At 61.5% G+C, this 19152-nt stretch carries 17 protein-coding genes; 5 read left to right on the top strand and 12 right to left on the bottom strand.

Features of this window, described 5'->3' with window-relative positions:
* Positions 1-19 precede the first annotated feature (19 nt).
* Both HBO12_RS22830 and HBO12_RS22825 read right to left on the bottom strand, forming a co-directional pair.
* Complete coding sequence (locus HBO12_RS22830) at positions 20-2164, bottom strand: 3-hydroxyacyl-CoA dehydrogenase NAD-binding domain-containing protein (protein WP_170043289.1); 2145 nt, start codon at positions 2162-2164, stop codon at positions 20-22.
* A 16-nt stretch (positions 2165-2180) separates the two neighbouring features.
* Complete coding sequence (locus tag HBO12_RS22825; protein ID WP_169956990.1) at positions 2181-3386, bottom strand: acetyl-CoA C-acetyltransferase; 1206 nt, start codon at positions 3384-3386, stop codon at positions 2181-2183.
* A gap of 686 nt (positions 3387-4072) precedes the next feature.
* On the opposite strand from HBO12_RS22825, the gene HBO12_RS22820 reads away from it, so the two are divergent.
* On the top strand, positions 4073-4885 hold the full coding sequence (locus HBO12_RS22820; RefSeq protein WP_170043288.1) for a c-type cytochrome: 813 nt from the start codon (positions 4073-4075) through the stop codon (positions 4883-4885).
* On the opposite strand, the gene HBO12_RS22815 is transcribed toward HBO12_RS22820, so the two are convergent.
* The 5 genes from HBO12_RS22815 to HBO12_RS22795 all read right to left on the bottom strand — a co-directional run bounded on the left by HBO12_RS22815 (position 4882) and on the right by HBO12_RS22795 (position 9504).
* Positions 4882-5421: a C40 family peptidase gene (locus HBO12_RS22815; RefSeq protein WP_169956988.1), complete on the bottom strand. Its 540-nt coding sequence runs from the start codon at positions 5419-5421 to the stop codon at positions 4882-4884. The two genes, HBO12_RS22820 and HBO12_RS22815, sit on opposite strands and share 4 nt — an antisense overlap.
* A 144-nt stretch (positions 5422-5565) precedes the next feature.
* On the bottom strand, positions 5566-6195 hold the full coding sequence (locus HBO12_RS22810) for a C40 family peptidase (RefSeq protein WP_170043287.1): 630 nt from the start codon (positions 6193-6195) through the stop codon (positions 5566-5568).
* A 213-nt stretch (positions 6196-6408) separates the two neighbouring features.
* Positions 6409-7113: a DnaA regulatory inactivator Hda gene (gene hda / locus HBO12_RS22805; protein WP_029292403.1), complete on the bottom strand. Its 705-nt coding sequence runs from the start codon at positions 7111-7113 to the stop codon at positions 6409-6411.
* A 215-nt stretch (positions 7114-7328) separates the two neighbouring features.
* A complete protein-coding gene (locus tag HBO12_RS22800) occupies positions 7329-8402 on the bottom strand; it encodes an AI-2E family transporter (protein WP_169956987.1) in 1074 nt (357 codons plus the stop codon).
* Positions 8403-8445: 43 nt separating this feature from the next.
* Positions 8446-9504, bottom strand: coding sequence for a DUF2066 domain-containing protein (locus HBO12_RS22795; protein ID WP_170043286.1), 1059 nt, complete (start codon positions 9502-9504; stop codon positions 8446-8448).
* A gap of 358 nt (positions 9505-9862) precedes the next feature.
* Between HBO12_RS22795 and purM the strand changes: the two genes are divergently transcribed.
* The 4 genes from purM to HBO12_RS22775 all read left to right on the top strand — a co-directional run bounded on the left by purM (position 9863) and on the right by HBO12_RS22775 (position 12849).
* Positions 9863-10921 (top strand): phosphoribosylformylglycinamidine cyclo-ligase, encoded by a 1059-nt coding sequence (purM, locus tag HBO12_RS22790; RefSeq protein ID WP_169956985.1) that lies wholly within the window; start codon positions 9863-9865, stop codon positions 10919-10921.
* On the top strand, positions 10921-11571 hold the full coding sequence (gene purN / locus HBO12_RS22785; protein WP_169956984.1) for a phosphoribosylglycinamide formyltransferase: 651 nt from the start codon (positions 10921-10923) through the stop codon (positions 11569-11571). The genes purM and purN overlap by 1 nt, the downstream gene beginning before the upstream one ends.
* Before the next feature lie 8 nt (positions 11572-11579).
* A complete protein-coding gene (locus HBO12_RS22780) occupies positions 11580-12293 on the top strand; it encodes a DUF3108 domain-containing protein (protein WP_170043285.1) in 714 nt (237 codons plus the stop codon).
* A gap of 367 nt (positions 12294-12660) precedes the next feature.
* Positions 12661-12849 (top strand): hypothetical protein, encoded by a 189-nt coding sequence (locus HBO12_RS22775; RefSeq protein ID WP_032857031.1) that lies wholly within the window; start codon positions 12661-12663, stop codon positions 12847-12849.
* Between the two features lie 93 nt (positions 12850-12942).
* Here the strand turns inward: HBO12_RS22775 and HBO12_RS22770 are convergent, their stop codons facing one another.
* The 5 genes from HBO12_RS22770 to cysM all read right to left on the bottom strand — a co-directional run bounded on the left by HBO12_RS22770 (position 12943) and on the right by cysM (position 19132).
* Entirely contained in the window at positions 12943-13488 is a 546-nt protein-coding gene (locus tag HBO12_RS22770) for a DUF2058 domain-containing protein (RefSeq protein ID WP_076963006.1), read from the bottom strand.
* Between the two features lie 25 nt (positions 13489-13513).
* Positions 13514-14347 carry a nucleoside triphosphate pyrophosphohydrolase gene (mazG, locus tag HBO12_RS22765; protein ID WP_170043284.1) on the bottom strand — a complete coding sequence of 278 codons (834 nt, stop codon included), beginning with the start codon at positions 14345-14347 and terminating at the stop codon, positions 13514-13516.
* Between the two features lie 166 nt (positions 14348-14513).
* Complete coding sequence (relA, locus tag HBO12_RS22760) at positions 14514-16757, bottom strand: GTP diphosphokinase (protein ID WP_169956980.1); 2244 nt, start codon at positions 16755-16757, stop codon at positions 14514-14516.
* A gap of 120 nt (positions 16758-16877) precedes the next feature.
* Entirely contained in the window at positions 16878-18230 is a 1353-nt protein-coding gene (gene rlmD, locus HBO12_RS22755) for a 23S rRNA (uracil(1939)-C(5))-methyltransferase RlmD (protein ID WP_170043283.1), read from the bottom strand.
* Complete coding sequence (gene cysM, locus HBO12_RS22750) at positions 18230-19132, bottom strand: cysteine synthase CysM (protein ID WP_169956978.1); 903 nt, start codon at positions 19130-19132, stop codon at positions 18230-18232. Before cysM ends, rlmD begins: the two co-directional genes overlap by 1 nt.
* Positions 19133-19152: the final 20 nt, after the last annotated feature.

Raw genomic sequence — 19152 nt, 5'->3', positions numbered from 1 at the left:
CCCATGACCTGTCAGGAGGTTAGAACGTTGTGCCCTGGGCGGCCTTTTCCAGCAACAAGGCTGGCGGGGTGAACCGTTCGCCGTATTGCTCGGCCAGGTAACGCGCCCGCGCCACGAAGTCGTTCAAACCGTACTGGTTGATAAACTGCAGCGCCCCGCCGGTCCACGCCGCAAAGCCGATGCCGAAGATCGAACCAATATTGGCATCGGCGGTGGACATCAACACGCCCTCCTCCACACACCGCACTGTTTCGATGGCCTGGATAAACAGCAGGCGGTCGCGCACATCCTGTGCCGAAATCTGCTGGCCGGGCTTCTCGAAGCGTGCCTTGAGTTCTGGCCACAGGTATTTCTGGCCACCGCTGGGGTATTCGTAGAAACCACCGCCCGCCGCCTTGCCCGGGCGCTTGTACTCATTGAGCAACAGGTCGATCACCGCAAACGCCGGATGCTCGGGCAGCGTCTTGCCTTCGGCGTGCAGATCCTTGGCTGTCTGCTGACGGATATGGCTCATCAGGCTGAGGGAAACTTCGTCAGAAATCGCCAGCGGACCAATCGGCATCCCGGCCTTGCGCGCTTCGGTCTCGATCATCGGCGCAGCCACGCCTTCGCCGAGCAGGGTGATGCCTTCGTTGGTGAAGGTGCCAAATACCCGCGAGGTGAAAAAGCCGCGACTGTCGTTCACCACAATCGGGGTTTTCTTGATTTGCAGTACGAAATCAAAACCACGAGCCAGGGTTTCGTCGCTGGTATTGGCGCCTTTGATGATTTCCACCAGTGGCATTTTTTCCACCGGGCTGAAGAAATGCAGGCCGATAAACTTGCCTTGGTCTGGCACCGCATTCGCCAGGCCGCTGATGGGCAAGGTGGACGTATTGGAAGCAATCACCGCGTCAGCGCCTACGACGCGCTGGGCCGCCGCCGAGACCTTGGCCTTGAGGTCACGGTCTTCGAATACGGCTTCGATGATCAGGTCGCAACCGGCCAGGTCGGCATCGCTGTCTGTAGGATGGATCCGCGCCAGGGTGCTTTCCCGCTGCTCAGGCGTCAGTTGCCCACGGCTGACTTTCTTGTCCAGCAGCGCCGCCGAGTGGGCCTTGCCCTTCTCTGCCGCCGCCAGCGTCACGTCCTTGAGCACCACTTCCACTCCCGCCAATGCACTGGTGTAGGCAATCCCCGCGCCCATCATGCCGGCGCCGAGGATGCCGACCTTGCGCGTGACATACGGCGCAAACCCCGCAGGCCGTGAGCCCCCGGCGTTGATTTCGTTGAGCTGGAACCAGAAGGTGCCGATCATATTCTTCGCCACCTGGCCGGTGGTGAGCTCGGTGAAGTAGCGGGTCTCGATCAGGTGCGCGGTGTCGAAGTCCACCTGGGCGCCCTCCACGGCCGCACAGAGGATTTTCTCCGGCGCCGGGAAGCAGCCATTGGTTTTGCTGCGCAGGATCGACGGCGCAATGGCGAGCATTTGCGCGACTTTTGGATTGGACGGTGTGCCACCTGGAATCTGGTGACCCTTGATATCCCAAGGCTGTTTGGCCGTCGGGTTGGCCAGGATCCAGGCCCGGGACTTGGCCAGCAGTTCATCGCGATCCGCCGCCAACTCGTCGATCAACCCGGCTTGCAGGGCCTTCTGCGCGCTGATCTTCTTGCCTTCCAGCAGGTACGGCAAGGCCTTCTCCAGACCCAGCATGCGCACCATGCGCACCACCCCGCCGCCGCCCGGCAACAGGCCGAGGGTGACTTCCGGCAAGCCGATCTGCACGGCTGGATGATCCAGCGCCACGCGGTGCTGGCACGCCAGGCATAGCTCCCAGCCACCGCCGAGGGCGGCGCCGTTGATCGCGGCCACCACCGGCTTGCCGAGGGTTTCCAGGCTGCGCAACTGCGCCTTCAGGCCCAGGACCATGTCGTAGAACGCCTTGGCATGGGGCTTGTCGACTTTGATCAGCTCATTGAGGTCACCGCCGGCAAAGAAGGTTTTTTTCGCCGAGGTGATTATGACCCCGGCAATCCCATCCTTTTCCGCATCCAGGCGTGCGACGGTGGCGGCCATGGCCTCGCGGTAGGCGGCGTTCATGGTGTTGGCACTCTGGCCGGGCATGTCGAGGGTCAGCACCACGATCTGGTCCTGGCCTTTTTCGTAACGAATGGCGTCGGTCATGACAGATTCCTTAGGCTCAGAGGCGTTCGATAATGGTGGCGATACCCATGCCGCCGCCCACACAGAGCGTGGCCAGGCCGTAGCGCTGCTGGCGCACCTCCAACTCGTCGAGCAAGGTGCCGAGGATCGCGCACCCCGTGGCCCCCAGTGGGTGGCCCATGGCAATTGAGCCACCATTGACATTGACCCGGGCGGCGTCGATGCCCATGTCCTTGATGAACTTGAGCACCACCGAGGCGAAGGCTTCGTTGACCTCGAACAGGTCGATGTCCTCGACCCGCAGGCCGGCCTTGGCCAGGGCCTTGCGGGTGGCCGGCGCGGGGCCAGTCAACATGATGGTCGGATCGGTACTGGTGACGGCGGTGGCGACGATACGCGCACGCGCTTGCAGGCCCAATTCACGGCCCCGGGCCTCGGAGCCGATCAGCATCAAGGCCGCGCCATCGACAATCCCGGAACTGTTACCCGGTGTGTGCACATGCTGGATGCGCTCGACATGGCTGTAGACCCGCAAGGCCGTGGCATCGAAGCCCATCTGCCCCATCATTTCGAAGCTCGGCTTGAGTTTGCCCAACCCTTCGAGCGTCGAGTCGCCACGGATAAATTCGTCGTGATCGAGCAGTACGATGCCGTTCTGGTCCTGCACCGGGATCAGGGATTTGTTGAAGGAACCATCTGATCTGGCCCGCGCCGCTTTCTGCTGGGAGTGTAAGGCGAAGGTGTCGACATCTTCGCGGCTGAAGCCTTCCAGGGTGGCGATCAGGTCGGCGCCAATCCCCTGGGGCGTGAAGTGGCTGTGCATATTAGTCTGCGGGTCCAGCACCCAGGCACCGCCATCGCTGCCCATGGGCACGCGGGACATGGACTCGACACCGCCGACCACCACCAGGTCCTCGAAGCCGGAACGCACCTTCATCGCCCCAAGGTTGACCGCCTCCAGGCCCGACGCACAGAAGCGGTTGACCTGCACACCGGCGACGCTGACGTCCCAGTCGGCTACCAACGCGGCCGTCTTGGCGATATCCGCGCCCTGGTCCCCGACTGGCGTGACGCAACCGAGCACGATGTCATCCACCTGGCGCGTGTCCAGGTCACTGCGCTGTTGCAGGGCGCTGAGCAAGCCGGCCAGCAGGTTCACCGGCTTGACGCTGTGCAAGGCGCCATCGGCCTTGCCTTTGCCCCGGGGCGTACGTATCGCATCAAAGATCAAAGCTTGGGTCATGACGTCCTCGAACCACTGTGCAATGGAGCTCTCAAGGGGAGAGCCGACCGTGCCCTTACCTTAAGCGCCGCCAGGGCAGATTCAATGACCGATGCGCTCATTGGCCTTGACGAGCACGCTCAGACGAACGGTAGGAGGCTGGCGAAAACCCCAGGTTAATCGTTTTAGCTGTCTAGCCAAGGGGCTGGCGCGAAGATGGCCATATGCCTCATGCGTTTTTAAAAGGATTTCAATCTAAGTTGATATGAAAGCGATCTAAGCCACGCCCGACATGGGCTCTAAGGTTGAATCAGTAAGAAGTGTATGACGCTGCTGCCGGGTCTTGCTGGAGCAGCTGTAAGAAAAATGCCATCTCGCAGGCCTAACGTAGTCAATGATGGTGCTTGCATCGGCGCATTTGACGCTCAGGAATAACAACAAAAGGCAGTCAGCCATGTTCAAACAATCGAAAGTCCGCCAGGCGGGGCTCATTCTCTTCGCCACCACACTGATTCTGATTTTGCCCAACCTGACCAAGATCATTGGTTGAGCGGGCCGATCACACCTAGACATTGCAGCCTTTGGCAGCACCGCCCGGGAAACCGCGTAGAGCGTTCCCGTGACCGGGGCTGTCTTTTTTGCGTACGGTTTCGTCGTCGATGTCCGGTATCCTGAGCCCAGACCGCCACTGCCACATGGGACTCGCCTTGAAACACATTATCGTCCTGCTGATGCTGATCCTGGCCTGCCCCGCCAGCGCCGCCTCGTTGACCATCGAGCTGGATCACAGCCGCACAACCTGGCAAACCGCCGAGTTGCTCAAGCACCCGGCAGCGCAAACCGTGCAGATCGTTGATGACGTTTCCTACAAGCGCAACATGACCTATCGCGCAGTACCGCTGGCCGTACTCTTGCCGGGCGTGTTGGCGCAGAACCATGTGCAGGCGGTAGCGCTCGATGGTTTCGCCGCCGAACTGGCTGCCGCCCCGCTGCTTTCGCAAAGCGGCGCCCAGGCGTGGTTGGCGGTGGAGGATCCGGCCCAGCCATGGCCCCCGCTGGCCAAGGGCAAGCCCAGCGCCGGGCCGTTTTACCTGGTGTGGACCCAACCCCTGGCGAGCGGGATCAGCCCGGAACAATGGCCCTTCCAGATCTCGACGATCAAACAGTTGAAAACCGTTGCCGAACGCTTCCCGGCGCTGCTGCCGGACCCTGCGCTGGCGGTGGACGATCCGGTCAACCAGGGGTTCGCACTGTTCCAGAAGAACTGCCTGGCCTGCCATCGCCTAAACGGCGCGGGTGACGCGCAGGTAGGCCCGGACCTGAATCTACCCTACAGCCCCACCGAATATTTCGGCGGCGACTTTCTCAAGCGTTACATCCGTGATCCCCAGAGCCTGAGGCATTGGCCGCAAGCCAAGATGCCGGCGTTTCCCGCCAGCGTGTTGCCAGAGGCCGACCTGGAGTTGCTGGTGGGCTATTTGGAGCATATGGCCACTCGCAAAACCGACGCCCCCTTCTAGGGGTTACGCGCCAGATGCTCCGACGGCAATACGCGCTTGGCGCTCAGATAGGCATTCTGCCAGTAGGCCTTGGACAAGGTATCAAGCTTCACCGTACCGCCGGTTTGCGGTGCATGGACGAAACGCCCTTCACCCACATAGATGCCGGCATGGCTGACCTGCGAGCCGCCGCCCGTGGCGAAGAACAGCAAGTCACCGGTCTGCAGCGCATCTTCACGCACGTCCTGGGCCCGCATCACGATCAACTCGCGAGTGGTGCGCGGCAGGGAGATACCAGCGGCATCGCGGTAGACAAAACCAATCAGGCCACTGCAATCAAATCCCGAATCCGGCGTATTGCCGCCCCAGCGATAAGGCGTGCCGACCAGGCCCAGGGCGCGAAACAGCACATCTTCAGCCGCTGGCGAAAAGTTCTGGGTGGCGTAGTTGAAGACCGGCTTGGGCTTGACGGCCACAGGCGCAGGAGGAGGACGGCTGGCGCAGGCACTGAGCAGTGCGGCGCAAACAAGAAGAATTAGGCGGGCCGAGGTCGACATGGGCAGAACAATCCTGATCTGGATGCGGCTTTCGCTGCCGAACGCTGAAAACTAGACCGCGCAAGCAAGCTTGCGCGGTCAGGTTCGCAACAATATCTCAGGATTCTAGCGGTTACGCGTCAAACTTCAAGTATCACTTTAACTTTACTTGCGAGCGGTAACGGTAGTCGGGGCCATCGCCAATGCACGCTTGGCTTCGATGAAGGTTTTGCTCCAGTAGCTGTCGCCCAGCTTATCGACCCGCACCCCACCGCTGCGACGGCTGCTGGAGTGGATGAACTGGTCATCGCCCAAGTAGATACCGGCGTGGCTGACACGACCACGGCCATTGGTACTGAAGAAAAGCAGATCGCCAGGCTTGAGGTTGTTCCGTGCGACCAACGGTGCATCCACGTTGATCATTTCGCGGGTGGAGCGCGGCAGGTTCATGCCGGCCTCTTCACGAAACAGATAGCCGATAAAGCCACTGCAGTCGAAACCGGCTTCAGAGGTACCGCCGAAACGGTAACGGGTACCGATCAGGGACATGCCGCGTTCGAGAATGCTATCGGCCAGCAGCGGCAGCTGATAAGGCTTGCTATCGGCGAACTGGGCCAGTTCTTTTTCGGTCGCCATCTCTTCTTCATAAACAGAAGAAGACTGTGCTGCGACGAATTTGGCTTGATGCTGTTGTTGCGGCTTTTGCTGCTCGACCACCTGCTGGGGGTGGGTGGCGCAACCAAACAACAGGGTAACGAGTGCGAGAGGCACGAGGGGTGCGAAGCGATTTAGCATGGGCACGACCGTGGCTGATATGTAAAGAAGTCGAGACTATGCCTTCTATGACATCGATTTGCAAATTCAATCGTGATCTATGTGACTTCTTGTTTGACCTATGTCATCTAAGCCCTTACACCCCATTTAAACCCTTTTGCGTGGCCATAGCGGCTCAAGCGCAGGTTTTCTGGCGCCTGGAATTTGCCAGGAGCCCCGGTTTCAAAGGGCTGGCTACCAGCCGAGGGTTTCTTTGAGAAAGGGGATAGTGAGCTTGCGCTGGGCCTGCAAGGAGGCCTGGTCGAGCTGCTCGAGCAAGTCGAACAGCGCGCTCATGCTGCGGGTACCGCGGGTGAGGATGAAATGCCCGACTTCATCGGTCAGGTGCAAGCCACGGCGCGAGGCACGCAGTTGCAGGGCCCGCAATTTGTCTTCGTCGGACAGCGGGCGCATCTGGAAGATCAGCGCCAGGGTCAGGCGCGACTTGAGGTCTGCCAGCTTGACCGGCAATTCCCGTGGCGAGGTAGACGCGGCAATCAACAGGCGCCGGCCACTGTCGCGCAGGCGGTTGAACAGATGGAACAGTGCTTCTTCCCAGTCTGCCCGGCCGGCGACCGCTTGCAGGTCGTCCAGGCACACCAGTTCGTATTGCTCAAGGTTGTCGAGGATGCCGATGCCACGGTCCAGCAGCTCGGCCAACGGCAGGTACACCGCCGGCTCACCCAACTGCTCAAAACGCAGGCAGGCGGCCTGCAACAGGTGGGTCCGCCCCACGCCGTCCTTGCCCCAGAGGTAGATCAGGCTTTCCGTCCACCCGGCGTCGGCTTCGCAGAGCCGCTCGACATAGCCGAGTGCAGCGGCATTGGCGCCTGGGTAGTAATTGATGAAGGTAGCGTCGTCACGCAGACGCACACCTAGGGGCAGCTGAATCGGTTTCATGCTGACTGAACGGTTCCAATCGAACCGTTAGTGGCCTCTGTGAAAAGTTTGCAAAGTTTATACCCGTGACGCCGGGCGCACAATGCAACAGACCACAAGCAAAATCAAAGGTTTGCGTTAACTCATTGGATTTTTTGGAGATTGTTTGACGCGATGGCTAAATGCCAAGCCCTAGAGGTAACAAACCCGGCATTGAGCCGGGTTTGTGATCAGCCTTACAACTGAGGGTCATCGGCGCCCGTATAGACGTCCGAATCCTTGTACACATCATGCACATGGCGCACCAGCACCATGATCACCGCCGCCACCGGCAGCGCCAGGAGGATGCCGGTAAAGCCAAACAGCTCGCCGCCCGCCAGGATCGCAAAGATCACGGCCACCGGATGCAGGCCGATGCGGTCGCCCACCAGCAACGGCGTCAGCACCATGCCTTCCAGGGCCTGGCCGACCATAAACACCGCGACAATCCCCAGCATCGGGTACAAGTCGCCGCCAAACTGGAACAGGCCTGCCACCAGCGCCGCGCCAATCCCGATGACAAAGCCCATGTACGGCACAATCGCCGCCAGGCCGGCGATCATGCCGATCAACAGGCCCAGTTCCAGGCCAATCGCCATTAGCCCGCCAGCGTAGATAATCCCCAGCGCCACCATCACCAGCAACTGCCCGCGAACAAATGCACCCAGTACCTCATGGCACTCCCCGGCCAGGGACACGATGCGCTCCTCGCTATCACGGGGCAGCAGGCTGCGGATCTTGGCCATCATGATGTCCCAGTCACGCAGCAGGTAGAACGCCACCACCGGGATCAACACCAGGTTGGTCAGCCAACCGATCAGCGCCAGGCTGGAGGCCGTGGCTTGGCTGAGGATCACCCCGACGATATCGGTGGTCTGGCCCATATGCTCGCTGATCGCGGCCTTGACCTTGTCGAACTTCCAGAAGCCATCGGCCAGGCCGAGCTTGGACTGCGCCCACGGCATGGCCGTGTGTTGCAGCCAGTCGAGCATTTGCGGCGCCAATTCGTACAGGCGAATCATCTGCTTGGCCAGCATCGGCACCAGCACCAACAGCAGCGCCATGACGATCAGGGTAAACAGCGCAAATACCGCCACCACGCCCCAGGTGCGCGACAGGCCGAGTTTTTCCAGGCGATCGACCACCGGGTCGAACAGATAAGCCAGCAGCAAGGCGACCAGGAACGGCGTCAGGATCGAATGCAGCAAGAACACAAAGACGCACAGCAGGACAATCCCGCCAAGCCACACCCAACGACGCGTATCCGCCATAAACCACTCCATCTGTCAGTTGCTTCTATATAAGGAAGAACATTTACCAACGAAAACGCAGCTGCGGCTCGGGCTCGGCTTGCGGCACGGGTGCCGGTGAAGCGCCTTCGACCACTGGCGCCGGCACAGGTTGTGGCGCGAGCGCCTCGCCGGCCGGCACTTCCTGCAGCTTGGCCAGGCTCAACTGGCTGCGCAGTTGCTCGCTGCTGCCATTGACCCGATAGACGATCCGGTCGCCATCCACTCGCTGCAACTGCGCACCAAAGGGCTCCAGCAGGTGACCGAGGGCGGCGTAGCGTTCCAGGGTCATGCCCTGCACTTGCAGCAACTGCTCGCTCGACACCCCGGCTTTTACCGCAAACCGTGGGGCAAGCCGCTCACTGACCGCCAGCAAGACGGCATCGGCCAAGGCCGCAGTGTCGGCGCCCTGTACGGTGCCCTGCTCGGCTTTGTCACCCAGCCACAGGCGCCACTTGGCTTGCCATTGGCCCGCGTCTTCACGGGCATGCACCGCCAGCAGCGCATCGGCGCCATAACGCTCGGAGGCCGAACGCAGGGGCGCGGGATCTGCGCTCTCAAGATTAGGCGCGGTGGCAACGATCTGTTCATCGAGGTCACCCAGCGGCAGGCGCAACGGCAAGCCCCGGTGCTGGGCCGCACGGCGCAGCGGCTCGGCAGCGGCCTGGCCATCACCCACCAGGCTGCTGCCTTCGGTGGAATCGCTGAGCCACCAGCCAAGGATCGATGGCCGATTGTTACCCCACAGCGCCAGGCCGGCATCGCGCAGGGCCCGGTCGGTGCTGACCGGATCGAAATCCACTTGCAGGCTTTCCGGCGGACCGGCGTCGTAGCCGTACTGGCTGATGATCTGTTGCGGATCCTTGCGAATTGCCGCCAGGCCAGGGCCCTGGGCGGCTTTGGTGTCGCCGGTGAGGCGGATCACCAGGGTTTCCAGGGCGCGCTGGGTAGCTTGTGCGCGCTCCTCGGGCGCCTGGCTGCTGACCGGCTCCAGCACTTGATAAAGACCATTAACGGTTTCGGCATGACTGGCCAGGCTGACCAACGACAAACAGCCCACAAAAAAATATCTACTCAGACCCATGAAAAAAGATTCCCGAACGACAAAAAAGCGGCTGGAACAGGCCGCGTGAAGAAGGTTAAGCAAGGCTGTGACCACAGCGACCGGCAAAACATTCACAAGGCCCCGGTAAGTTTTCGTACTGTCATAACGATAGCGGGTTAAAGGCTATACCTTAATACAGGCGATCGCGGCGCCGATTAAGGTTTTTTTAGCACCATATGCCCCTGCCCGTCGGCCCGAGGATGGCCGCTGCCCCTCAAGCCTGATAAAATCGCGCGCCTTCGCAGACCGTCAACGGCTGGGCGTCCTGAAGTGTTCGACTTCCGTACCCCCACCGCATCGGTCGTTACCCCTGAATCCCCCCCTAAAGGCCTGGATCATGAGCAAGCAACCCTCCCTGAGCTACAAGGACGCCGGTGTAGACATCGACGCCGGTGAAGCATTGGTCGAACGCATCAAGAGCGTCGCCAAGCGCACTGCGCGCCCCGAAGTCATGGGTGGCCTGGGCGGTTTCGGCGCCCTCTGCGAGATCCCGGCCGGCTACAAGCAGCCTGTGCTGGTCTCCGGCACCGACGGCGTGGGCACCAAGCTGCGCCTGGCGCTGAACCTGAACAAGCACGACACCATCGGCATCGACCTGGTGGCCATGTGCGTCAACGACCTGGTGGTATGCGGTGCCGAGCCGCTGTTCTTCCTCGACTACTACGCCACCGGCAAACTGAACGTGGAAACCGCTGCACAAGTGGTCACCGGTATCGGCGCTGGCTGCGAACTGTCGGGTTGCTCCCTGGTCGGCGGCGAAACCGCTGAAATGCCGGGCATGTACGAAGGCGAAGACTACGACTTGGCCGGCTTCTGCGTCGGCGTCGTGGAAAAAGCCGAGATCATCGACGGCTCCAAGGTAGCTGCCGGTGACGCCCTGCTGGCCCTGCCATCGTCCGGCCCGCACTCCAACGGCTACTCGCTGATCCGCAAGATCATCGAAGTGTCCGGCGCCGACATCGAGAACACCCAGCTCGATGGCAAGCCTTTGACCGACCTGCTGATGGCCCCGACCCGCATCTACGTCAAGCCGTTGCTCAAGCTGATCAAGGACACTGGCGCAGTCAAGGCCATGGCCCACATCACCGGTGGCGGCCTGCTGGACAACATCCCGCGCGTGCTGCCAAAAGGCGCCCAGGCCATCGTCGACGTGGCCAGCTGGCAGCGCCCGGCGGTCTTCGACTGGCTGCAAGAGAAAGGCAACGTCAACGAAACCGAAATGCACCGCGTGCTGAACTGCGGCGTGGGCATGGTCATCTGCGTGGCGCAAGAACACGTGGAAAGCGCGCTGAACGTACTGCGTGAAGCCGGCGAGCAGCCATGGGTGATCGGCCAGATCGCCACCGCTGCCGAAGGCGCTGCCCAGGTTGAACTGAAGAACCTCAAGGCTCACTGATGCCAGCAACCTGTGATGTCGTGGTGCTGCTCTCCGGCACCGGCAGTAACTTGCAGGCCCTGATCGACAGCACGCGCGCCGGCGACAGCCCGGTGCGCATCGCTGCGGTGATTTCCAACCGCAGCGACGCCTACGGCCTGCAACGCGCCCAGGACGCGGGTATCGATACCCGCTCCCTGGATCACAAGGCGTTCGAAGGTCGCGAGGCCTTCGATGCAGCCTTGATCGAACTGATCGACGCCTTCAACCCCAAACTCGTGGTGCTCGCCGGCTTCATGCGCATTCTCAGCGCTGATTTCGTGCGCCATTACCAGGGGCGCCTGCTGAATATCCACCCTTCCCTGCTGCCCAAATACAAAGGGTTACACACTCACCAGCGGGCCCTTGAGGCCGGCGATACAGAGCACGGCTGCAGCGTGCACTTTGTCACCGAGGAACTCGATGGCGGGCCACTGGTCGTACAGGCAGTAGTTCCGGTAGAGTCTGCGGACTCAGCGCAGAGCCTTGCGCAACGGGTTCACACCCAGGAACACAGGATTTACCCGCTGGCGGTTCGCTGGTTTGCCGAAGGACGCTTGGTTCTCGGTGAACAGGGTGCATTGTTGGACGGCCAGTTACTTGCGGCCAGCGGCCACTTGATTCGTACCTAGGAGATTTTATGCGTCGCGCCCTGCTCTTCGCTTTTGCTCTGCTTGCCCTGCCTACCGTGCACGCGGCAGATCTTCAGCCTTTCTCCGCCAGCTATACCGCCGACTGGAAGCAGTTGCCCATGAGCGGTACTGCGGAACGCAGCCTGGAAAAAACCGCCGACGGTACCTGGAAGCTCAGCTTCAAGGCCTCGATGATGATCGCCAGCCTGACCGAAACAAGTACCTTGACCCTGGACAAGGATACTTTGCTGCCACAGTCCTACCACTTTGAACGGGGTGGGCTGGGTAAAGCCAAGAAAGCCGACCTGGACTTCGACTGGACCGCCAAGATGGTCACCGGTACCGATCGCGGCGATGCAGTGAAGATCCCGCTGAACCGTGGCATGGTCGACAAATCCACTTACCAGTTGGCCCTGCAGCATGACGTGGCCGCCGGCAAGAAAACCATGAGCTACCAGGTGGTGGATGACGGCGAAGTCGACACCTATGACTTCCGCGTGCTGGGTGCCGAGAAAGTCGACACCAAGGCCGGCAAGATCGACGCCATCAAGGTTGAACGCGTGCGCGACCCGACGCAAAGCAAGCGCACCACCGTGATGTGGTTTGCCAAGGATTGGGACTACCTGCTGGTTCGCCTGCAGCAAGTCGAAACCGACGGCAAGGAATACAACATCATGCTGTTGGACGGCACGGTCAATGGCAAGGTTGTGAAAGGCATCTGATCGTTGATGGGTTGAAAGAGCCTCGCTAAATGCGGGGCTTTTTTTCGCCTGGAGTTTGTGGTGAGGCGACTGGCGCTATCTATCGCAGGCAAGCCAGCTCCCACAGGTGAGCGCATTCCAAGCTGGCTTGCCTGCGATAGCGGTGGGATGCCCGGCTCACGGCCAAAGCCTCACTCAAACATGAAACTTTTGTCATAAAACCCCGCCCCCTGCGACGCAATGTCGCGGTTTACGTGGCCTGGAGCATTGTTGCGTTTGCTGCAATGAATTGTTGCGCGCAAAGTCAGTTTACTTAGCAAGCTAACAAAATATATAACAAAGGCCTGCGACGCCTTGCCGCAGATCAACCAGAGACTGGAGCAAGCAGATGACAGTAAAAGTAACGGAACGCGACGATGCCCATATGTCCCACGAGGCCCTGGCCCACGGAATTCATATCTGGGATGTACATCAACAAGACCTGCTGGTCGGTATGTTTCACAACGAGTGCGACGCCCATAACTATAAAAACGAGCTCGAAACCCTCGAAATGAGACGCCAGGCATCTAGCTCCTGAGTAACTGAAATCCCATAGCCACCCGGCCCACGCAGCCGCAGTGCCTATAAACACAAACCCCGCCTTTTGAGCGGGGTTTGTTGTTTTAACGCCTTACCACATCAGATCGTCAGGGATCTGGTAGGCGGCATACGGATCATCTTCATCCGGCACCTGGGCCTCGGTGAGGATGTTCATCTGCACGATACGCTCAGGGGCGCGCTCCTGGATTTTCAGCGCGGCCTCCCGCGGGATCACTTCGTAGCCGCCGCCGTGATGGACAATCGCCAACGAGCCGTTGCTCAGCTTGTTGCGCATCAAGGTGTTGACCGACAGGCGCTTGACCTTCTTGTCGTCCACGAAGTTGTAGTAGTCCTCGGTGGTCAACTTGGGCAGGCGCGAGGTCTCGATCAATTGCTTGACCTGCGCGGCACGGGCCTTGGCCTCGACCTTTTCCTGCTGCTGGCGGTTGAGCTCCTGGTCGCGCTTGACCTTCTCGGCCTGCGCTTCCAGGGCCAGGCGCTGCTGGGTGTCATCGGCCTGGGCCTGGCCTTTGTGAACCAGGCGCTGCTGCTTCTGCTTGTCTTTGCCGACCTGCTTGGCCTGCTTCTGATTGACCAGGCCTGCTTTGAGCAACTGGTCGCGAAGGGAAATGCTCATGGTGCTTACTCACTTAGGCAACTGCTCAACCGCAGTTGGACACATTCTTTTCCTGGCGTTTGGCTTCGCCCCATAGGGCGTCCAACTCTTCGAGGGTGCAATCTTCCATGGGACGGTGGGTGTCGCGCAATGCCTGTTCGATAAATCGGAATCGCCTTTCGAATTTGGCATTGGCACCGCGCAGGGCGGTTTCCGGGTCCACCTTGAGGTGCCGCGCCAGGTTGACCGCCGCAAACAGCAGGTCACCGACTTCATCGGCAATCGCTGCCGGGTCGTTGTCGGCCATGGCTTGGAGCACTTCATCGAGCTCTTCACGTACGTTATCCACCACCGGCAACGCCGCCGGCCAGTCGAAGCCGACCTGGCTGGCGCGCTTTTGCAATTTGGCCGCGCGAGACAGGGATGGCAAGGCGGTAGGCACATCATCGAGCAGGGACAGCTGCTGCGGGGCGTCGGATTTTTCTGCGCGCTCCTCGGCCTTGATTTGCTCCCAGCGCGCCTTGACCTGCTCTTCGTTTAACTGAGGAATATCCAGCGGCGCATACAGGTCACCGGTGGGGAACACATGGGGATGGCGGCGAATCAGCTTGCGGGTGATGCTGTCGATCACGCCGGCAAACTCGAAGCGCCCTTCTTCCCGGGCCAACTGGCTGTAATACACCACCTGGAACAACAGGTCGCCCAGCTCGCCTTGCAGATGATCAAAATCCCCGCGCTCGATGGCGTCGGCGACTTCGTAGGCTTCTTCCAGGGTGTGGGGCACGATGCTGGCGTAGGTTTGCTTGATGTCCCACGGGCAACCGTATTGCGGGTCGCGCAGGCGGTTCATCAGGTGTAGCAGGTCTTCAAGTGAATACATCGTTCTCTATCCGATCAAGTGGGAAAACCACCGAGCAAATGTGGGAGCCGGGCTTGCCCGCGATGCAGGCACCTCGGTATCGGGTAGACCGAGGCGCCTGCATCGCAGGCAAGCCAGCTCCTACACAAGCCCGCTCCCACATTTCAGGCCGCACTCATCCAGCGACTCATGGCGTGCGGTTACGCCGGGTCTCGATGATGTTCGGCAACTGGGAAATACGCCCCAGCAGCCGCCCCAACGCGTCCAGCCCCGGAATCTCGATGGTCAGGGACATCAACGCAGTGTTGTCCTCCTTGTTCGAGCGGGTGTTGACCGCCAGTACGTTGATCCGCTCGTTGAGCAGCACTTGCGAGACGTCACGCAGCAACCCCGAACGGTCGTAGGCGCGGATGATGATGTCCACCGGGTAGGTGAGCACCGGCACCGGGCCCCAGCTGACCTGGATAATCCGCTCCGGCTCGCGCCCGCCCAGTTGCAACACCGAGGCACAATCCTGGCGGTGAATGCTCACCCCACGGCCCTGGGTGATGTAGCCGACGATCGCGTCGCCCGGCAACGGCTGGCAGCAGCCGGCCATCTGGGTCATCAGGTTGCCCACGCCCTGGATCTGGATATCGCCGCGCTTGCCCGGCTTGTAGCCCGTGGCCTTGCGCGGAATCAGCTCCAGTTGCTCGCTGCCGCGCTCCGGTTCCACCAACTGCTGGGCCAGGTTGACCAGTTGCGCCAGGCGCAAGTCGCCGGCGCCGAGGGCGGCGAACATATCCTCGGCAATCTTCATGTTGGCTTTTTCGGCCAACTTGTCGAAATCCACCTGGGGCAGGCCCAGGCGTCCCAGTTCGCGTTCGAGCAGGGTCTTGCCGGCGGCGACGTTCTGGTCCCGCGCCTGCAGCTTGAACCAGTGGACAATCTTCGCCCGCGCCCGCGATGTGGTGATGTAGCCCAGGTTCGGGTTCAGCCAGTCGCGGCTCGGCGTGCCGTGCTTGCTGGTGATGATCTCGACCTGTTCCCCGGTCTGCAGGCTGTAGTTGAGCGGCACGATGCGCCCATTGATCTTGGCGCCACGGCAGTTGTGGCCGATCTCGGTGTGCACGCGATAGGCGAAGTCCAGCGGCGTCGCGCCCTTGGGCAGGTCGATGGCGTGGCCGTCGGGGGTGAAGATGTAGACCCGGTCAGGCTCGATATCCACCCGCAACTGCTCGGCCAGGCCGCCGATATCGCCCAGTTCCTCGTGCCACTCCAGCACTTGGCGCAGCCAGGAGATTTTCTCTTCGTACTGGTTGGAGCCCGCCTTGACGTCGGTGCCCTTGTAGCGCCAGTGCGCGCAAACCCCCAGCTCGGCTTCCTCGTGCATGGCGTGGGTGCGGATCTGCACTTCCAGCACCTTGCCCTCGGGGCCGATCACCGCGGTGTGCAGCGAGCGGTAGCCGTTTTCCTTGGGGTTGGCGATGTAGTCGTCGAATTCCTTGGGAATATGCCGCCACAGGGTGTGGACGATGCCCAGCGCGGTGTAGCAATCGCGCATTTCCGGTACCAGCACACGCACGGCGCGCACGTCGTAGATCTGGCTGAAGGCCAGGCCCTTGCGCTGCATTTTGCGCCAGATCGAATAGATGTGCTTGGCGCGACCGCTGATATCGGCCTCGACACCGGTGGCCTGCAACTCCGAGCGCAACTGGCCCATCACATCGCTGATAAAGCGCTCACGGTCCAGCCGCCGCTCATGCAGCAGGGTGGCGATCTGTTTGTATTGATCGGGTTCGAGGTAGCGGAAGGACAAGTCCTCCAGCTCCCACTTGATATGGCCGATCCCCAGGCGGTGGGCCAGGGGCGCATAGATGTCGAAGACCTCGCGGGCGACACGGTTGCGCTTTTCGTCATCGGCGGTTTTCACCGCACGGATCGCGCAGGTGCGTTCGGCCAGCTTGATCAGGGCGACGCGCACGTCGTCGACCATCGCCACCAGCATCTTGCGCAGGTTTTCCACCTGGCCCTGGGTGCCCAGCACCATCGACTGGCGCGGGCTGAGGCTGGCGCTGATCGCGGCCATGCGCAGCACGCCATCGATCAGCTTGGCCACCACCGCGCCGAAACGCTGGCTGACCAAGGGCAACGCGATATGCCCTTCGCGCACGCCGCGATAGAGCACCGCGGCGATCAGCGAATCCTGATCCAGCTTGAGGTCGGCGAGGATCTCGGCGATTTCAAGCCCGGTACGAAAACTGGAGGTTCCTTCGGCCCAAAGATTCTTGGCCGCATTGTCTTGCTGTTCAGCCTCGCGAGCGAACTCGCAGGCGGCTTTCAAGGCTTCACGGTCCAGTGCCGGATCGACACTGATGGCATGATCCAGCCATGCCTCGAGATTGATACTGCCGTCGGTGTTGATCGGCTGGTGTGCTCTCACCTGTACCATCTTGCTTACCTTCCCTACGACGCGCCTGTAGCGCGTCAAAATCGCTGACCCTTGTACCGCGAACTCCCTGGCAGGTCACAGGCCCTGGAGAACGCAGGCCAGTCGGACTAAGCGAGCATCCTAGCTCGCTTCAAATAACGCCATCGCCTCGACATGCGCGGTTTGCGGAAACATATCGAGGATCCCGGCACGTTTTAGCCGGTAGCCTTGCTTGACCAACTCGACAGTGTCCCGCGCCAGCGTGGCTGGATTGCAGGACACATACACCAGGCGATCAGCCCCCAGAGTGGCGAGCTTGCGCACAACCTCCAGGGCACCATCGCGGGGTGGGTCCAAGAGTACCGCACAAAAGCCTGCTTTGGCCCATTGCGCATCACTCAAAGGCTGGGACAAATCGGCCTGAAAAAACTGCACATTATGCAAATTATTGCTGCCTGCGTTGAGGGCTGCGCGGTCCACCATGGCCTGCACGCCCTCTACCGCCACCACTTCACGCACTTGGCGGGCCAGGGGCAAGGCAAAGTTGCCAAGGCCGCAGAACAGGTCCAGCACCCGTTCGTCGGAACGCGGGGCCAACCAATCCAGCGCCTGGGCCACCATCGCCTCGTTGACCCCGGCATTGACCTGCACAAAATCCCCCGGCCGGTACGCCAGCTCCAGGCCCCACTGCTCCAGACGATAGCCCAGGGCCGCCCCGGCCGCGAACGGCTGCGGCTCGCCCTCTCCATGCAGCCACAACTGGGCGTCATGGAACCCGCAGAATTCTTGCAGCACCAGCAGGTCAGCGTCGGACAACGGCGCCATATGCCGCAGCAACACGGCAATCGACGAGCCGCTGAACAGTTCCACATGCCCCAGGGCCTGAGGTTTGCTCAGGCGCCGCAACATGTTGGGCAGGCGCTGCATGATCGGTTGCAAGGCCTGTACCAGCACCGGGCAATCATCGATGGCGACGATGTCCTGGCTGGCCACGGCGCGAAAACCCACGTCCAGGCGCTTGGCCTTGGCATCCCAACGCACGGCGACCCGCGCCCGGCGGCGATAGCCGAACTCGGGGCCGCTCAACGGCGCTGCCCACTCCTGGGGCTCGACCCCGGCAACACGGGACAATTGCTCGGCGAGCATGCGCTGTTTCAGGGCAAGCTGTTCGGCATGGGGCAGGTGTTGCAGGCTGCAACCGCCACAACGGCCAGCATGCACGCACGGCGCCGGGCGGCGCAGTTCGCTGGCCTGGAACACCCGCTCGGTGCGGGCCTCGACCACTTTGCCATGGGCACCGAGCACCCGCGCCTCGACCTCTTCGCCGGCCAGGGCGCCCACCACAAACCAGGTGCGACCTTCGAAAAACACGATCCCCCGGCCATCATTGGCCAGGCGCTCAATGGTCAGGCGTTGTTTCTTGCCGACCGGGATCTGGGGCGCCCGGCTGCCGCCCGTGGGCTGGAAGCGCAGGCCTCGCTCTTGCTTGGCCATCAGTTGGGCGCGTCGAAAATGCCGGTCGACAGGTAACGGTCGCCTCGGTCACAGATGATCGCGACGATCACCGCGTTTTCCAGTTCTGCAGACAGGCGCAACATGCCGGCCACGGCGCCACCGGAGGACACGCCGCAGAAGATGCCTTCTTCACGGGCCAGGCGACGGGTGGTGTCTTCGGCTTCGCGCTGGGCCATGTCGATGATGCGATCGACGCGGGCAGCGTTGTAGATCTTGGGCAGATACTCTTCGGGCCAACGACGGATCCCCGGGATCGCCGCGCCTTCCATCGGTTGCAGGCCAACGATCTGGATCGCCGGGTTCTGCTCCTTGAGGTAGCGCGAGTTGCCCATGATGGTGCCGGTGGTGCCCATGGAGCTGACGAAATGGGTGATGGTGCCCTGGGTCTGGCGCCAGATCTCCGGGCCGGTGCTGGTGTAGTGCGCCTCGGGGTTGTCACCGTTGGCGAACTGGTCCAACACCTGGCCACGGCCTTCGGCGGCCATGCGCTCGGCAAGATCACGCGCGCCTTCCATGCCCTCTTCCGGGGTCACCAGTACCAACTCGGCGCCATAGGCGGTCATCGCCGCCTTGCGCTCGGCGCTGCCGTTGTCGGGCATGATCAGGATCATTTTGTAGCCTTTGATCGCCGCGGCCATGGCCAGGGCGATCCCGGTATTACCGGAAGTGGCTTCGATCAGGGTGTCGCCAGGCTTGATCTGCCCGCGCTGCTCGGCACGGGCGATCATCGACAGCGCCGGGCGGTCCTTGACCGAGCCCGCCGGGTTATTCCCCTCGAGCTTGAGCAGCAAGGTATTGCTGGTGTTACCCGCCATGCGCTGCAAGCGGACCAAAGGTGTGTTGCCGACGCAATCGGCGATGGTTGGGTATTGCAGGGTCATGGCGTATTCGCAATCCAGAC

Origin of the sequence: Pseudomonas sp. WS 5059, assembly GCF_012985525.1 — a bacterium.
Taxonomy (GTDB): Bacteria; Pseudomonadota; Gammaproteobacteria; order Pseudomonadales; family Pseudomonadaceae; genus Aquipseudomonas.
The sequence above is the reverse complement of the archived record's forward strand: the minus strand, read 5'-3'. Positions and strand labels throughout refer to the sequence as shown.

What these genes read in the sequence shown, in the direction of transcription:
- HBO12_RS22780 (WP_170043285.1), top strand. Translation starts at nt 11,580, where the DNA reads ATGCGTCGCGCCCTGCTCTTCGCTTTTGCTCTGCTTGCCCTGCCTACC.
- HBO12_RS22775 (WP_032857031.1), top strand. Translation starts at nt 12,661, where the DNA reads ATGACAGTAAAAGTAACGGAACGCGACGATGCCCATATGTCCCACGAG.
- HBO12_RS22830 (WP_170043289.1), bottom strand. Translation starts at nt 2,164, where the DNA reads ATGACCGACGCCATTCGTTACGAAAAAGGCCAGGACCAGATCGTGGTG.
- rlmD (WP_170043283.1), bottom strand. Translation starts at nt 18,230, where the DNA reads ATGGCCAAGCAAGAGCGAGGCCTGCGCTTCCAGCCCACGGGCGGCAGC.
- HBO12_RS22795 (WP_170043286.1), bottom strand. Translation starts at nt 9,504, where the DNA reads ATGGGTCTGAGTAGATATTTTTTTGTGGGCTGTTTGTCGTTGGTCAGC.
- cysM (WP_169956978.1), bottom strand. Translation starts at nt 19,132, where the DNA reads ATGACCCTGCAATACCCAACCATCGCCGATTGCGTCGGCAACACACCT.
- HBO12_RS22810 (WP_170043287.1), bottom strand. Translation starts at nt 6,195, where the DNA reads ATGCTAAATCGCTTCGCACCCCTCGTGCCTCTCGCACTCGTTACCCTG.
- HBO12_RS22825 (WP_169956990.1), bottom strand. Translation starts at nt 3,386, where the DNA reads ATGACCCAAGCTTTGATCTTTGATGCGATACGTACGCCCCGGGGCAAA.
- mazG (WP_170043284.1), bottom strand. Translation starts at nt 14,347, where the DNA reads ATGTATTCACTTGAAGACCTGCTACACCTGATGAACCGCCTGCGCGAC.
- HBO12_RS22800 (WP_169956987.1), bottom strand. Translation starts at nt 8,402, where the DNA reads ATGGCGGATACGCGTCGTTGGGTGTGGCTTGGCGGGATTGTCCTGCTG.
- purM (WP_169956985.1), top strand. Translation starts at nt 9,863, where the DNA reads ATGAGCAAGCAACCCTCCCTGAGCTACAAGGACGCCGGTGTAGACATC.
- HBO12_RS22770 (WP_076963006.1), bottom strand. Translation starts at nt 13,488, where the DNA reads ATGAGCATTTCCCTTCGCGACCAGTTGCTCAAAGCAGGCCTGGTCAAT.
- purN (WP_169956984.1), top strand. Translation starts at nt 10,921, where the DNA reads ATGCCAGCAACCTGTGATGTCGTGGTGCTGCTCTCCGGCACCGGCAGT.
- HBO12_RS22815 (WP_169956988.1), bottom strand. Translation starts at nt 5,421, where the DNA reads ATGTCGACCTCGGCCCGCCTAATTCTTCTTGTTTGCGCCGCACTGCTC.
- hda (WP_029292403.1), bottom strand. Translation starts at nt 7,113, where the DNA reads ATGAAACCGATTCAGCTGCCCCTAGGTGTGCGTCTGCGTGACGACGCT.
- relA (WP_169956980.1), bottom strand. Translation starts at nt 16,757, where the DNA reads ATGGTACAGGTGAGAGCACACCAGCCGATCAACACCGACGGCAGTATC.